This is a genomic window from Streptomyces sp. NPDC057638, assembly GCF_042800315.1.
Classification (GTDB): domain Bacteria; phylum Actinomycetota; class Actinomycetes; order Streptomycetales; family Streptomycetaceae; genus Streptomyces.
This window is the reverse complement of sequence record NZ_JBHVHF010000055.1, coordinates 18,968-32,981: the sequence shown is the minus strand read 5'-3', so window position 1 is coordinate 32,981 and position 14,014 is coordinate 18,968. Positions and strand designations below refer to the sequence as shown.

General features: G+C 72.3%; 15 protein-coding genes. 7 read left to right on the top strand and 8 right to left on the bottom strand.

Annotation, left to right across the window (positions count from 1 at the left end):
• Positions 1–98: 98 nt before the first annotated feature.
• The 4 genes from ACFVIM_RS11010 to ACFVIM_RS10995 all read right to left on the bottom strand — a co-directional run bounded on the left by ACFVIM_RS11010 (position 99) and on the right by ACFVIM_RS10995 (position 3,292).
• Complete coding sequence (locus ACFVIM_RS11010) at positions 99–455, bottom strand: thioredoxin family protein (protein ID WP_384300383.1); 357 nt, start codon at positions 453–455, stop codon at positions 99–101.
• 108 nt (positions 456–563) lie between these two features.
• Positions 564–1,190, bottom strand: a complete 627-nt coding sequence (locus tag ACFVIM_RS11005; protein ID WP_384300382.1) for a fasciclin domain-containing protein — start codon at positions 1,188–1,190, stop codon at positions 564–566.
• 252 nt (positions 1,191–1,442) lie between these two features.
• Positions 1,443–2,624 carry a sensor histidine kinase gene (locus ACFVIM_RS11000; RefSeq protein WP_384300381.1) on the bottom strand — a complete coding sequence of 394 codons (1,182 nt, stop codon included), beginning with the start codon at positions 2,622–2,624 and terminating at the stop codon, positions 1,443–1,445.
• Positions 2,621–3,292: a response regulator transcription factor gene (locus ACFVIM_RS10995; protein WP_384300380.1), complete on the bottom strand. Its 672-nt coding sequence runs from the start codon at positions 3,290–3,292 to the stop codon at positions 2,621–2,623. The genes ACFVIM_RS11000 and ACFVIM_RS10995 overlap by 4 nt, the downstream gene beginning before the upstream one ends.
• Before the next feature lie 192 nt (positions 3,293–3,484).
• Between ACFVIM_RS10995 and ACFVIM_RS10990 the strand changes: the two genes are divergently transcribed.
• On the top strand, positions 3,485–4,150 hold the full coding sequence (locus tag ACFVIM_RS10990) for a M15 family metallopeptidase (RefSeq protein ID WP_384300379.1): 666 nt from the start codon (positions 3,485–3,487) through the stop codon (positions 4,148–4,150).
• A gap of 235 nt (positions 4,151–4,385) precedes the next feature.
• On the opposite strand, the gene ACFVIM_RS10985 is transcribed toward ACFVIM_RS10990, so the two are convergent.
• A complete protein-coding gene (locus tag ACFVIM_RS10985; RefSeq protein WP_384300378.1) occupies positions 4,386–4,742 on the bottom strand; it encodes an immunity 51 family protein in 357 nt (118 codons plus the stop codon).
• A 91-nt stretch (positions 4,743–4,833) separates the two neighbouring features.
• Entirely contained in the window at positions 4,834–5,391 is a 558-nt protein-coding gene (locus ACFVIM_RS10980) for a TetR/AcrR family transcriptional regulator (RefSeq protein ID WP_384300377.1), read from the bottom strand.
• A gap of 63 nt (positions 5,392–5,454) precedes the next feature.
• Between ACFVIM_RS10980 and ACFVIM_RS10975 the strand changes: the two genes are divergently transcribed.
• The 4 genes from ACFVIM_RS10975 (at position 5,455) to ACFVIM_RS10960 (ending at position 8,747) form a co-directional block, all read left to right on the top strand.
• Positions 5,455–6,429, top strand: coding sequence for a DsbA family protein (locus ACFVIM_RS10975; RefSeq protein ID WP_384300376.1), 975 nt, complete (start codon positions 5,455–5,457; stop codon positions 6,427–6,429).
• Positions 6,430–6,684: 255 nt separating this feature from the next.
• Positions 6,685–7,425 carry a methyltransferase domain-containing protein gene (locus ACFVIM_RS10970; protein ID WP_384300375.1) on the top strand — a complete coding sequence of 247 codons (741 nt, stop codon included), beginning with the start codon at positions 6,685–6,687 and terminating at the stop codon, positions 7,423–7,425.
• A gap of 223 nt (positions 7,426–7,648) precedes the next feature.
• Positions 7,649–8,206 carry a DUF1697 domain-containing protein gene (locus ACFVIM_RS10965; RefSeq protein WP_384300374.1) on the top strand — a complete coding sequence of 186 codons (558 nt, stop codon included), beginning with the start codon at positions 7,649–7,651 and terminating at the stop codon, positions 8,204–8,206.
• 307 nt (positions 8,207–8,513) lie between these two features.
• Positions 8,514–8,747 carry a hypothetical protein gene (locus ACFVIM_RS10960; protein ID WP_384300373.1) on the top strand — a complete coding sequence of 78 codons (234 nt, stop codon included), beginning with the start codon at positions 8,514–8,516 and terminating at the stop codon, positions 8,745–8,747.
• Between the two features lie 290 nt (positions 8,748–9,037).
• On the opposite strand, the gene ACFVIM_RS10955 is transcribed toward ACFVIM_RS10960, so the two are convergent.
• Positions 9,038–9,301 carry a DUF6225 family protein gene (locus ACFVIM_RS10955; protein WP_384300372.1) on the bottom strand — a complete coding sequence of 88 codons (264 nt, stop codon included), beginning with the start codon at positions 9,299–9,301 and terminating at the stop codon, positions 9,038–9,040.
• Between the two features lie 566 nt (positions 9,302–9,867).
• Here ACFVIM_RS10955 and ACFVIM_RS10950 point away from each other — a divergent pair.
• Together ACFVIM_RS10950 and ACFVIM_RS10945 are read left to right on the top strand one after the other, a co-directional pair.
• The gene (locus ACFVIM_RS10950) at positions 9,868–10,155 is read left to right on the top strand and encodes a DUF4287 domain-containing protein (protein ID WP_384300371.1); all 288 of its coding nucleotides are present in this window, start codon (positions 9,868–9,870) and stop codon (positions 10,153–10,155) included.
• 378 nt (positions 10,156–10,533) lie between these two features.
• Positions 10,534–11,598, top strand: coding sequence for a cobalamin-independent methionine synthase II family protein (locus ACFVIM_RS10945; RefSeq protein WP_384300370.1), 1,065 nt, complete (start codon positions 10,534–10,536; stop codon positions 11,596–11,598).
• A 248-nt stretch (positions 11,599–11,846) separates the two neighbouring features.
• Here ACFVIM_RS10945 and ACFVIM_RS10940 read toward each other — a convergent pair whose 3' ends face one another.
• Positions 11,847–13,724, bottom strand: a complete 1,878-nt coding sequence (locus ACFVIM_RS10940) for a protein kinase (RefSeq protein ID WP_384300369.1) — start codon at positions 13,722–13,724, stop codon at positions 11,847–11,849.
• Positions 13,725–14,014: the final 290 nt, after the last annotated feature.

Below are 14,014 nucleotides of genomic sequence, written 5' to 3'. Positions count from 1 at the left end.
GCCCTGAGCCTCCCCCGGCGCCGTACGCGGACCGGGCGTTGGGCCCGCGCCCCACGGGGAGAGGCCCTGACACCGGTCCCGGCTCGCGCATTCCTGCCTCACACCAGGGCGGTGGTCTCCATGACGTCGTCCAGCCCGAGCTCCTGGAGGAGGCGTCGCCGGGAGCGGGCGCCCACCAGCGACCGCACCGGCTCGCCACCCCGGTAGACGAAGAAGGCGGGGATCGACAGCACCTGGTGGGCCGCGGCCGTGGCGGGACTGGTGTCCACATCGACGGTGACGACCTTGAGCCGGTCCCCGTGCTCCTCGGCGAGCGCGCGCAGCACGGGGGCCATCTGACGGCACGACGGGCACCAGGCCGCGGTGAACTCGACCAGCACGGGACGGTCCGCCTCCCGCACCTCCTTCCCGAACGTCGCGTCCGTGACCGCGTCCGGACCTGTCATCCCTGACATCTCCGATGCGCATGGTCGCGACAGTAGAGGTTGACGCGGGCGTCAAGGCAAGCGCCGACCCGCGTGCGCCGACTCGGGCGCACGCGGGTGCCGGGTGGTGCGGGGACGTCAGGGTGAGGGTGAGGGGGAGGGCGAGGCGGGCGGGGGCATCAGGATCTCGTCGATGACCTCGATCGTCGCGTTGGCCACCCTGACGCCTCCGCACTCGATGTCCGCCTCGTTGTTGACCTCGAACCGGTCGCCCGAGCCGGACGTGGTGAGCTTGGAGCCCTCGCGGGTGGTGAACGAGCCGTTCGGCAGGTCGTCGCGGGTGATCTTCTTCTCCACCACGTGGTAGTTGAGCACCCGCTTGAGCTGGTCCGGGTTGTTGAACAGGGCCTCGCGCTCGGCCGCGGTGAGGTCCTGGAAGGCCTCGTTGTCGGGTGCGAAGAGGGTGATCTCCTTGGCGTCGTTGAGAGGTCCGGTCAGACCTGCCTGACGCAGGGCGGAGGCCAGCTCCGTGAGCTGGGGGCTCTGCGCCACCGCGTCCGCCACCTTCTGCCGGGCCATGTCGCCGCCCTTCCCCCCGTTCGGCAGCTTGGCACATTCCGGGCCGAACGGTCCGGCGGAGCCCGACGGACTCGGGGAACTCGCGGGCACACCCTCCGCGAGTGCCGTGGGCCCGATGCCTCCCAGGGCCAACGGAACAGCGAGGGCGGTGGCGAGCACGACGGTACGGGTACGCGAGGACTTCATGCCGGTTCCTCTCTGTGGGCGTGAGGTCATCGGCCGGGAGACGGGCCGTGCGGAGCACGAGGGGCCACCGGACGGGCTGGCCCCCACCGCCTGGTCCGCGGGCGGCCCATGACCAGTGGCCAGCGTCTCAGCAGGGCGCACCACCCGCACCCGGAACGGCTCCGGCCCTGGTCAGAGGGGTGGCCCGCACCAGGGAGCCGGTTCGCCACAGCCCCCACGGCCCGGCCCGGCGACGGGCCGGTGTCCGTCGTCTCAGTCGTCCGCGCCCGGCAGCCGTACGGTCGCCGTGAGTCCGCCCTCGGGATGGGCGCTCAGGGTCAGGACCCCATGGTGGGCGTCGGTGATGGCGGTCACGATCGCGAGCCCCAGCCCGTGGTCACGACGGCCGGGAGCGGCGGCGGTCCGGCCCTCGCCCCGCAGAAAGGGCTCGGTGAAGGTGGCGACCGCCGCCGGGGACAGCGGGCGTCCGGTGTTGCGGACGGTGAGAAGGGCGTCACGGGGAGAGTCCGGGTCGGGGCCGGTGGTCAGGGTCAGGGAACCGCCGGTCGGCAGGTTGTGGCGGATGGCGTTCTGGAGCAGGTTCACCGTGAGCTGGCGCAGCAGGACCTCGTTGCCGGTGGCCGGGACCGGGGTGAGGTCGTGCGAGACCTCGACGCCCCGGGCGGCCGCCTCGGCACGGATCACATCGAGCCCCTCGGCGGCGATCTCCGCCAGGTCGAGCGGGGCCAGGGCGGGCGGGGAGTGCTCCAGGGCGGAGAGCTGGAGCAGGGCGTCCACCAGCTCGACGCCGCGCTCGTTGGTCTCGCGCAGCCGCGCGACGAGCTGCGGATAGTCCTGACCGCCGGGGTCGGCCCGCGCGACGTCCAGCAGGGTGCGGCTGACGGCGAGCGGGGTGCGCAGCTCATGGGAGGCGTTGGCGGCGAACCGTCGCTGGGCGTCGAAGGACCGCTGGAGGCGCTCCAGCATCTCGTCGAAGGTGTCGGAGAGATCGGTGAACTCGTCCCGGCGTCCGACGAGGCCGATCCGGTGGTCGAGCGAGCCTTCCGCCGCCCGGCGGGCCGCCCGGGTGATGTCCTGGAGCGGACGCAGTACCCGGCCCGCGATGAACCAGCCACCGACCAGGCCGACGATCGCCAGCAGCGCCAGGACGAACCCCGAGGCACGCAGCAGGGAGGCGAGGATCTCCTCGCGGGAGGGCGCCACGTGCGCCTCGCGCGGGTTGGCGGAGGTCAGCGGATAGTTGGGGACGGCGTACATGGCCACGTAGATGACACCGAGCGAGAACACACCGGCGACGACCACGAAGAACGCGTAGCTGAGGGTCAGCCGGGCCCGCGCGGTGAGGCGTCTGGGCCGCCAGGTCAGCACGGACTCCGCCGCCGCGGGGTGCTCCGCCAGAGGTCCGTTCCCCGGCGGTGCGACCGACCCGCTCACGACGCCTCCGCCGGACCCAGCCGGTAGCCGACCCCGGCCACGGTGTGGATGGCGGTGGGGTCGCCCAGACGCTTGCGCAGGGTGGAGATGGTGATCCGTACGGCGTTGGTGAAGGGGTCCGTGTGCTCGTCCCAGGCCCGCTCCAGCAGCGTCTCGGCACTGACCACGCCGCCGCGCGCGGTGATCAGGATCTCCAGGACGGCGAACTGCTTGCGGGTGAGTGCCACATAGCGCCCCTCCCGGTAGACCTCCCGCCGGAAGGGGTCGAGCCGGATCCCCTCGTACTCCAGCACCGGCGGCGCGCTCTCCTTCGGCCGCCGGGCCAGTGAGCGCAGCCGTACCACCAGCTCCGGCAGGTCGAAGGGCTTGGTGAGGTAGTCGTCCGCGCCCAGCTCGAAGCCGGTGACCTTGTCGTCCAGGCGGGTCGCGGCCGTCAGCATCAGCACCCGGCAGCCGAGCCGGTGCTCGACGATGGTCCGGCAGACCTCGTCCCCGTGGACCCCCGGGATGTCACGGTCGAGCACCACCACGTCATAGGTGTGGACCGCCAGCCGCTCCAGGGCGCTCGCCCCGTCGCCCGCGATATCGGCCGCGATGGCCTCCAGACGCAGCCCCGACCGCACCGCCTCGGCGAGGTAGGGCTCGTCCTCCACGATCAGCACCCGCATGCGGCCTCTCTCCGTTCCCCGCCGTGGCTGTGCCGGTGACCCTGTTCCCGGCCAGCGCCCCGGCTTGTCCGTCCGTCATGACACCACGGCGGACCTATCGCGAACGTATCCGAAATCCAAGACGGCGGCGGAACACCCCACCCCCTTCACTGAGGGCGTCAACGACGGAGTACGAGGTCTGGAGGACGGCTGGTGCGTGGGACGGAGCGGGAGAAGCGGGGTGGCGCGGCGGTACGGGCGGGGGAGGGCCGCCGAGGAGCGCGCGCCCCCCTCGTCGCGGCCCTGGCCACGGTGGTGCTGGCGGGAACGGGCTGGTGGGCCCTCGCCGACCGGGAGGGCGAGCCGGCCGAACGGATCCGGGCGGCGGTGAGCGACGCGGTGGGACGGTCGGGGTCGGCGTCAGGGCCGGACCGGCTGGGCACGGCGGAGAGCGGAGCCATCGCGAAGGGGGATCGCGTCACCCCGTTCGACACCGACCACCCCGCACTCGGCCGTCTCGACCGAAAGCTGCTCACGGCCGTACAGCAGGCGGCCGAGGCGGCACGGCGGGACGGGATCGAGTTCCACGTCACCTCGGGCTGGCGCAGCGCGGAGTACCAGCGCTTGCTCCTGGACCGGGCCGTGCGACGACACGGCGGCCTGGCGAAGGCGAAGGAGTTCGTGGCCACACCGGAGAAGTCGGGGCATGTCACGGGGACGGCGATCGACATCGGGCCGACCGACGCCGACGACTGGCTCATCAGGAAGGGCGCGCGGTTCGGTCTCTGTCAGGTCTACGCGAACGAGATGTGGCACTTCGAACTGCTCACCGAGCCCGGCGGCACCTGCCCCACGCCGCTCCCGAACGCGAGTGGCTGAGCCATGGGGCGCTCCGCTGGGCACGGGCTTGTGGTGCGACCCGCGGAGTGCCCGCTGAACCGCGGCCGACGGGCCGATGGCGGCCCGGTGATCTCCCCCCGGCGCGGGAGTGCGCCATCGTGCGGGCACCGCCGGAGGCGGGTCCCGTCCGGGCGTCCCGGTCCCGGACCGGGAGCCGGGCGGGTCCGGTCCCAGCGGTGGCGACCGCGTGGGACGGCCGACCGACGCGGGCTCGTCAGTCGAACCAGTCGGGCTCACCGTCCCTGACGTACTCCCGCAGCACCGACGGGTCCTCGAAGGCCTCCCGCATCAGCTTCCCCAGCCGTCTCAGCGCCTCCGGGTCCTCGCCGTAGGCGACGAACATCCCGGCCTCGGGATCGAAGCCGACGCGCCCGGCCTCCTCCGGCTCCCAGGTCCGCACGATGCACCGGGCGACGCCCGTCCACGCGTAGCCGCCGCCGTCGTACCCGTACGCGCTGAAGACATCCTCCCGGGCCACCATGGCGTCATCGGTCAGCATGAGGCAGTACCTGCCCTGATGGTGGTCGTACTCGAAGAACACCAGCGGTGCGTAAGTCTCACGATCAGTCATGCGCCGACCTTAGGCGGTGCCACTGACAACGGGATCGCCATGAGGCGTCCCGCGGCGCCCTGGCCCCCTGCCGGGGGTCCGACCGCGCTGGTCAGGAGCGGAACAGCCGCCAGAAGGCGAGCGCGGTCCCGTCGGCCGGGGCGGGGGTCTCCTGGGTGATCCAGGTGGTGAGCACGCCCATGAGCGCGCCCGCCAGATAGGCCGCGTGGAGCTCCACCGGTACGTCCTCGAAGCCCGGGGGACGGCGTCCCTCCCGGAAGGACGTGGTGAGTTCGCCGGTCAGCCGCTCCCGCAACCGGGTGGTGAACAGCGTGCTCCCCTGGGTGCCGAGCATGCGCCGGTAGAGCGCGGCGCCATCGGAGACATGACGGAACAGGGCGTCCAGCGGCGCCGGGACCGTGTCGCGCGGCGCGTCCACCGGGCAGAGCGCGGCGGCGCGCGTTACATGGGTCACCGCGTCCTCCATAGCGTCCGTCACCAGGGCGTTCACATCCGGGAAGTGCTGGTAGACGGTGGCCCGGTTCACCCCGGCATGCCGGGCCACCTCGGTCATGGTGATCGCCGCCGGGTCCTTGGCCACCGTCAGCTCCAGGATCGCGGCGCGCAGCCGGGCGCGGGTGCGCTGGGCACGGGGGTCGTCCAGATTCATGGGGTCAGAGTAGACGACACCTGTCGCTTTTCTAATCGACAGATGTTGGTTAGTGTGCCGGTCATGAGAATCGAGATCTGGGCGGACGTGGTCTGCGCATGGGCGTACATCGGCAAGCGGCGGGTGGAGCGGGCGCTGCGGAACAGACCCGAACTGGCCGGGGCCGAAGTGGTCTGGCGGCCCTTCAGGATCGACCCCGTCGCCCCTGACCAGGCCATCCCCCTGGAAGAGGCCTGGCGTGACCCTCTGGTGGACGCCGCCCTGCGCCAGTGCGCGCCGGGACTGAGCCCCGCCGAGAACCGGGTCCGCATCTCGGCCGTCGCGGCCGCGGAAGGGCTCGGGCCCGCCTGGGGCGCGGCCTGGCGGGCCAGCAGCCACCACGCGCACCGGCTGCTGTATCTGGCGCTGGAGCACGGTGGCCCCGCGCTCCAGAACGCGATGGCCGAACGCGTCCTGCGGGCGTACTTCCTTGACGGCGCCGACATCAGTGAGCGCGAACTGCTCACGGAACTCGCCGCCGACGCCGGGTTCGACGCGGCGGGCGCGCAGCTGCGGAGCACGGCGGGCGAGCGGGAGGTGCGCGAACTCCTCCTGGAAGGCAAGGCGCGCGCGGTGACGACCTCGCCCACCATCGTCGTCGGCGACCGGGCCCTCGCGGGCGCCCAGTCGCCCGAGGTCATCGCCGACTTCCTGGTCCGGGGCGGCCAGGAGCGCGAGATGCCCGACGAGGTGCGCCGACTGCGCTGGTGCGCCTCACTGCTGGACCAGCGGGATCCGCTGGGGGCCCTCACCCTGCTCCGGCCCCTGCTCGACGGCCACGGGCACGATCCGAACGTGCGACGGCTCGCGGCCCGTGGCTACTTCCACTCCGCACAGCTCACCCGGGCCCACGCCGTCCTGGAGGGACTGGTCATGGACCGGCCCGACGACGCGTACGCACGGCTCATGCTCGGGCGCACGCTCCAGCGCCTGGGGCGGGCCGAGGAGGGGGAGACACAGCTGAGGATGGCGACGGCGATGGCGCCGGAGTACGTCTGAGCGCCGTCCCCGGCGCGCGCCGCCCAGCCGCCGCTTCCTGTCCGGAGCGTCCCCAGTCCCCGGGCCCGCCACGACGCCGCGGCCCGGGGGCGCGGACCAGGGGTGTGAACGGGCCGTGGGGACGGGCGGTGTGGACCGGCGCGTGAGGTGTGGGGCGTAGCCGGGTGGGTGAGGTTCGTCCCGGCGGCGGCGTCGACGGGACGAGCCCGCGCCGAGCGCTCTTCCCGGTGTCAGTGGGAGGGGATAGCGTGCGGTATGGCGACTTACAACAGCATCGGCGCGACCTACGCGGGCACCCGGCGACCCGACCCCCGTATCGCCGCCAGAATCCAGCAGGCCCTCGGCGGCGCCGCCACCGTGATCAACGTGGGCGCCGGTACCGGCTCCTACGAACCCGCGCAGACCGTATGGGCCGTGGAACCCAGCTCAGTGATGATCGCCCAGCGCCCAGCCGGATCCGCGCCCGCCCTGGCGGCGTCCGCCGAGTCGATCCCCCTCGCCGACGACGCGGCCGAGGCGGCGATGGCCCTGCTGACCGTGCACCACTGGAGCGATCTGGAGGCGGGCATCGGGGAACTCCGCCGTATCGCCCGGCGTCGGATCGTCATCCTCACCTTCGACCACGAGGTCAGCCGCGGGTTCTGGCTGCTGGACGAGTATCTGCCCGAGGCGGCCGCGGTCGACGACACCCGAGCGGTCGCGGTCGAGCGCCTGGCCACGCTGCTGGGAGGCGCCCGCGTCGAGACCGTCCCCATCCCGCACGACTGCGCCGACGGATTCCTCGCCGCCTTCTGGCGCCGCCCCGGGGCCTATCTCGATCCCCAGGTCCGCGCCGGTATCTCGCTGTTCGCCCAGATCGGCGACGACGTCATCCAGCCGGGTCTGGACCGGCTGTCGGAGGATCTCCGCTCCGGCCGGTGGCACCGACGCCATTCCGACCTGCTCGACCGCGAAGCGCTCGACGTCGGCTACCGGCTTCTCGTGGCCGACCTGTAGGACGGGCGAGCCGTACGACCGCGTACCCGTGAGAAGGGCCCGCCGAGGCGGCCGTTCCCTGCCGACGACCGCGTGCGCGGGAGAAGGGCCGGGCGCCGCACCCCACGGGGCGCGGTCCCCGCGGAGCGGATCAGCGTCCGGGGACATACCTGCCCCGGCTGGCGGCAGCCCGCCGCCGGCGAGATCAAGCACCGTGCTCCGGGTGGGTCGTTAGGGTGATCCGGTGACCCACACCTATGCCGCCCTTCTGCGGGGCATCAACGTCGGGGGAGCCAACAAGGTCCCCATGCCTGAGCTGCGGGAACTGCTCACCGAACTCGGGCACAGCTCCGTGCGCACCCATCTCAACAGCGGCAACGCCGTCTTCCGTACCCATGCGGACACCACCGACGACGAGGCCGCGCTGGCCGCCGCGCTGGAAGCGGCGATCGAACGGCGCTTCGGCTTCAGCGTGGCGTGTCTGGTGCGCTCCGGACCGTATCTGCGGGCCGTCGTGGACGCCTGCCCCTTCCCCGCGGCAGACCTCGCGGGACGGCAACTGCACGCCGTCTTCTGCGACGGGCCCGTCACACCGGAGCGCTTCGCCCCGGTGGACCCGGCCGCCTACCTCCCCGAGGAGTACCGCCTCGGCGACCGCGTGGTCTATCTGTACGCCCCCGAGGGGCTCGGCGTCTCCCGGCTCGCCCCCGTTCTCCAGCGCCCGGCCCTGCTCAAGGGCTTGCGGGTCACCGCACGCAACTGGAACACCGTGACGAAGCTGGCCGAGCTGACCGGGGAGTGAGGCCGACCGCCGTCCCGGCCCCCGGCCGGGACGCACGGCGCCCCGACACGGCCATGCCCGTCGGCGTACCGTCGCGGCACGCTCTGAGCGTCCCGTGCCGCGCGTTCCGCGTCGGAAGGGCAACGCACCAGGACGTGCCCCATCTCACGCGATGACAGGCCATCGCGGGGCGCCGAATGGGTACGTTCCTCCACAGCCGTGAGGGAGTCGCGGATCGGGCGGACCACGGTCCCGTCCAGGCGGTCCCATCCGGGTGGCGCTGGTCCGAGAACCGCCGCGGGGAAGAGGAAGTCGGAAGGAGGAGCGCATGCTTCCGGAGATAACCGAGCATGAGTGCACAGGATGCGGTGCGCGGGTGAAGGGGCTCTTCGCCCGCTGGTCCTGCATCACGTGCGGGACCAGCAGTCCCTACCGGGAGCCGCCGGCGCACTACGCGGAGAGCCTGGTCAACAGCCCCGCGCGACGGATCGCCCGACCCCATCCGGTCTGCGGCGAAGTGCACTGCGTCTGTCCACGGCTGGAGTATCCGCCCCGGGGCTGACCACGGCCACGGTTTCGGCCTCCGGGTACGGGCCTCCGCTCCCGGGCAGGCCCCGCGTCCGCGGTAACGGCCCTCCGCGGCCGGGAGGTGAGGGGTGAAGGGCGGTCTGGGGAAGGGGTCCCGCCTCAGCGGGCCGCTCGCCGCACGGACGAGGGGCCCACAGGTGTGTCACGCGTCCGACCCGCCGCCACCGCCGCTGACGGCACCCCAGGTCAGGACGTCATCCGTACCCCTCACCCGTCATCTCCGGTGGCTCGCCCGGGATTCGCCGGGCCGCGCCGCACTCGGCGTCACGCGGGATCGGGCTCGTACTGCCCGGCCGTGTAGTCCGCGAACAGGGTGTACTCGATCAGCCCCGAGGACTGTCCCGGCAGTTCCTTCTCCACCCGGTCCAGATCCACCAGGACGAACTCCCCGTACCCCGCGAAGTCACCCGGCCCGTCCGCCACCCCGATATGCAGGGGCGTCTCGTCAGGAAGCCCCGCCAGGGCCTCGCGCAGTCTCCCCGCGGTCCAGACCTGCGGGGTGTGCTCAATCGTCTCGGTGTCAGTCATGGCCGGAGGCTACCTGTCGCCCGGCCCCGAGACGGCGCCCCGCTGCGGGCGCCCCGCCGATTGTCCACCATGCGGCGCACACCCACCGACCCTCCACGGCGCGGAACCGGTCCGGACCGGGCCAGGCGTCCCGGGCGTCCTCCGCACCGGTTCGCGCCGTACCGGTTCCGCGCCGCACCGGGTCAGGCGCGGAACGCGCGGGCACGCGTCGCGTGCCGCTGAAGCGCCTCGCCCGAGAACCGGCGCCGACCTCGCGGTGAGTGAGCCCGCGCCCCGGATGTGTCAGTGCCGGATACGCGGGTCCCGGGAGCCGACGTCCTGACCACGGTGGGCGGTGCGTGGCGAGAGGTCAGGTCGTGGGTGGGGGAGCCCCTGGCCGCGTCGGCGGGAGGCGGCACCGGCCCGTGCCGGGAGCCGGGGACGGGGCACCCCGGGTGCCAGGTGGCGACGACTTGCCGAAGTGTCACTGATGGCCCGTCAAGTGACCTTACGGATCTGGCGAGGGGTGCAGTCTTGGGGTGGTTGGCCGCGCGTTGGGCGTCGGCGCATGGGGAAGCGAGGAGCGCATGTCCTTCCAGGCGTATCTGGACAACATCGAGGAGAAGACGGGCCTGACGCCCCGGCAGTTCATCGAGCTGGCGCAGGAGCGAGGCTTCGAGGGTCCGAGCCTCAAGGCGGGCCCGGTGCTGGAGTGGCTGAAGGAGGACTACGGCCTGGGCCGGGGCCATGGCATGGCCCTGGTGCATGTGTTCAAGAACGGCGCGCAGATCTCCGCGAAGCACGTCGGCTCGGGCGGCGCCCACCACGATGACTCCGACACGCTGTGGCTTGAGGGCAAGAACAACCGGCCCTGACCCGGGACGGTGAGACGGGCACGGACGGCTGACCGGAGGGATCCGGGCCGTCCGCCCGTCTCCGGCCGTCCGTCGGGGCACAAGGGGCGCTGGGCTCCTGCCCCGGAGTCGGCGTTCGCCCGACGCGGGACCGTTCGTACGGCGGGTGAGCATGCCTGCCAGGCGTACGCGTGTGACGTCGCCGGACCGCTCGTACCGCCTGGCGGGCGCTGGACCATCCGGAGCGCCTGACAGGCCCCGGACCGCTCGTATCGCCGGACGGACACACCGGATCGCTCGTGCGGCGGCTGACGGACGCCGGTACGGCGCTCGCGCCGAACGAGTGAGCGGGCACGGACCCTCTTGCCGTGCCTCACACCGCTTCCTAGGGTCCTCTGCATGACGATCCCCACGGAACCGATCGGCAGTATTCCCCGGCCCCGTGCCCTTCAGGAGGCCCTTGCCGAGCACGCCGACGGGCGGCTGACGGACGAGGAGTTACAGAAGGTCCGGGAACAGGCCACGGTGGAGACCCTGGCCCGGCTCGAAGAGCTGGATTGCCCCGTCCTGGTCGACGGTGAGCAGTCCAAGCCCAGTTTCGCCACCTACCCGCTCGCGGGTCTGGAGACCATCGCTCCGGGCGGTGCGATCATCCCGTTCGCGGACGGTCACACCCGGCAGCTGCCCCGGTTGACGGCCGGTCCCTTCCGCTATGGGGTCCACGCCGACACCTATCTCACCCTCGCGCGCCGCCACACCGGCCGACCGGTCAAGCAAGCGGTCATCGCTCCGTCCGCGCTGAGCCTGCTGTATCCGGCCGAGGGCCTCGACGGCTATCCCCGTGAGACGTTCCTGAGTGATCTCGCCGACGGGGCCGAGGCCGATATCCGCCGCTGTCTGGACGCGGGCGCCCACCGGGTGCAGCTCGACTTCACCGAGGGGCGGCTGTCCCTGAAGCTGGACCCGAGCGGGGGACTGCTCGATGACTTCATCGCTCTGAACAACGGGGTGCTCGACCGGTTCAGCGACGCCGACCGGGACCGCCTGGGTGTCCACACCTGTCCCGGCGGTGACCTCGACTCCACCCACAGTCTCGACGTCGACTACGCGGAGCTGCTGCCCAGACTGTTCGAGCTGAAGGTCGGCGCCTTCTACGTCCAGCTGGCGAGCGAGCCCGACCCGGAACGGGTGCTGCGGATCATCGCGGAGCAGCTCCGCCCGGGAATCCGGGTCTTCGTCGGGGTCACCGATCCGGTGACGCCCATCGCGGAGACACCCGAGGAGGTGCGCGACCGGGTACTGACGGCTGCCCGCCATATCCCCGTGGACCAGTTGGGCACCTGCGACGACTGCGGCTTCTCCCCCTTCGCCGACGACACCTCCACGTCCCGCGATCTCGCGTTCGCCAAGATCGCGGCCAGGGTGAAGGGGACCGCGCTCGCCGCGCGGGCGCTCGGACTCTGATCCACGGGCCGGGGGAGGAGGACGCCTCACCTTCGCGTGGCATCCGTATGACGGTCGCGGGGGGTGGGTGCTGCCCCTTCGTCCCGTTGGTGATGGCGAGCCGGGCGGCGATGTCGCGCGGATGGCGGGCGTCCGGTGCTCACCACAAGGTGGTGAATACCAGGCGGACGCGGTGCCGGTGTCGATGGCGGCGCGAACGGTGCCGCCGCCCGGTTCCGCTCACCCGGCGGACGGGTTGGGCAGGAAACCTAGCGCGGTGGACGCCAGCCCTGGATGACGGTCTGGAACTGCTGCCGCATCTCCTGCCAGTCCTCCTCAGGGCCGTCCAGGTACAGGGCGTACTCGACGCCCTTCTCGTCGTAGTACATCTGGTCGATCGCCCGGCGCGGCCCGGCGAACGGCTGCTTCTCCGTCCAGGAGAACTCCCACCGCGCGGACTTGCGGTAGTCGCGGTAGCTGTTGGAGTCGAGCATCAGCCGCTGGTAGTCGGGGAGCTTCCGCCGGAGCTGCTTCTCCAGGGAGAGAAGGTGGCGGTATGGGTGATCGAAGTCCGGTGCGCGGTTGATGCCGATGCGCAGCCGGTGCAGGCCGTTGTCGGGGGAGTAGTCGATCTGGCCTTTGGATGTCGTGCGGGTCCAGCCCTCGGGAATGAGCAGACTGAAACCCGCCGGGTCCTGGACCCGCTGCCAGCCCCGGGGCACGGTGTCGCCACCGCCGTCGGGGAGTGTGCCCGAGGAGGTCCCCGGAGACCGGGCGCCGACGGACGGCTTGGTGCCCTTCGCCTTGCCGCCCTCACCTCCATCGCGCTCCGCCGCCGGCCTGTTCGAGGCACCCGAGGCACCGGGCGCGGCGGAGCCCCCCTTCGTGCCGCCGTTGGCGGAGGACCCGTCCTCCTGCCCGTTGGTGATGGCGTAACGGACACCGAGAGCGATCAGCGCGGCCAGTACCAGGGAGGCCGCCGTGGCCGTCAGGATCAGCCCCTTCCTCCGGCGGGGCGGGGGCGCCGGGGTGTGGGGTGCGACCTGCCCTCCTGCCATGGTCGGCGGCTCGGCGAACCCGGGGGCCGGGCCCCCGACGTTCCCCGTTGACGCGGGCAGCGGGACCGTCAGACCGGTCGGCGCGAAGCCCGTGGACTCCGTCGGGCGGGTCGGCGCGGCCGTAGCGGAACCTGTCGGGTGGGTCGGCGCGGCGGTCGTGGAACCTGTCGGGTGGGTCGACAGGTCCGCCGCGGAACCCGACAGGTCCGCCGCGGAACCCGTCATGTTCGTCGCGGAACCCGTCATGTTCGCCGCACGGCCTTCGGCGACCGAGCGGAACATCCCCGCCACATGGGTCACCGACGGCCGCGCCCCCGGGTCCTTCTGGAGCAGCGCGAGGATCACTGCGGTGAGCGGGCCCGCGGTGTGCGGCGGCCTCACCTCGTCGGTCACCACCGCCTGGAGGGTCGTCAGCGGTGAGGACCTCCGGAACGGTGACTCGCCCTCGACCGCCGTATAGAGCGTCGCGCCCAGCGACCAGAGGTCGGAGGAGGGGCCCGGATCCTGACCCCAGGCCCGCTCCGGGGCCAGATACTCGACGGACCCCACGATCTCCCCGGTCCGGGTGATCGTCGAGTCACCCTCGATCGCGGCTATCCCGAAGTCGGTGAGGAGCACGCGGCCGTCGGCGCCGAGCAGGATGTTGGCGGGCTTCACGTCCCGGTGGAGCACCCCGGCCCTATGGGCGGCGTCGAGCGCGCCCAGCACCTGGAGCCCGATGCGCGCGGCCTCCACCGGGGTGATCCGTCCGGATGTGGCGAGCGCGTCCGCGAGCGAGTGGCCGTCGACGTACTGCATGACGATCCACGGCCGCTGATCGTGGTCGAGTACGTCATGGACGGTGACGGCTCCGGGGTGGCTGATCCGGGCCGCCGCGCGGGCCTCCGTACGGGTACGGGCGTGGAGCCTGCCGCGGTCGGCCTCGGAGCCGTACACGCCCGCGGTCAGTTCCTTTATGGCGACGACCCTGTTCAGCAGCTCGTCATGGGCGCGCCAGACCCGGCCCATGCCACCCTGGCCTATGCTCTCGGTCAGCCGGTAGCGCCCGGCGAGCAGCAGACCCGCGCCGGTGCCCTGTGAGTTCTCCACGTGTCTATCCCGCCCCATCCCCTCGGTCCGCACAGATTACGGAACGGGGTCCCGATGGAGTGAACCCGGGGGCACCAGGGCGTGCCCGGCCCGCGCGTGATGACGCCGAGTCAGCGTCACATGATGGCCCGTCAGCATGGTCCGGACATATCGTCGCCGAGGTGCCTCCGTGGTACGGAGACACCCTGGCCGGAGGTGAACCGGATGGCAGCGGTCCGTCGCGCCGCTCCACCAGCGGCGCGATCCCGAGGCGCCGTCGACACGTTGGCCGCTGGACGGCGGGGCGTCCG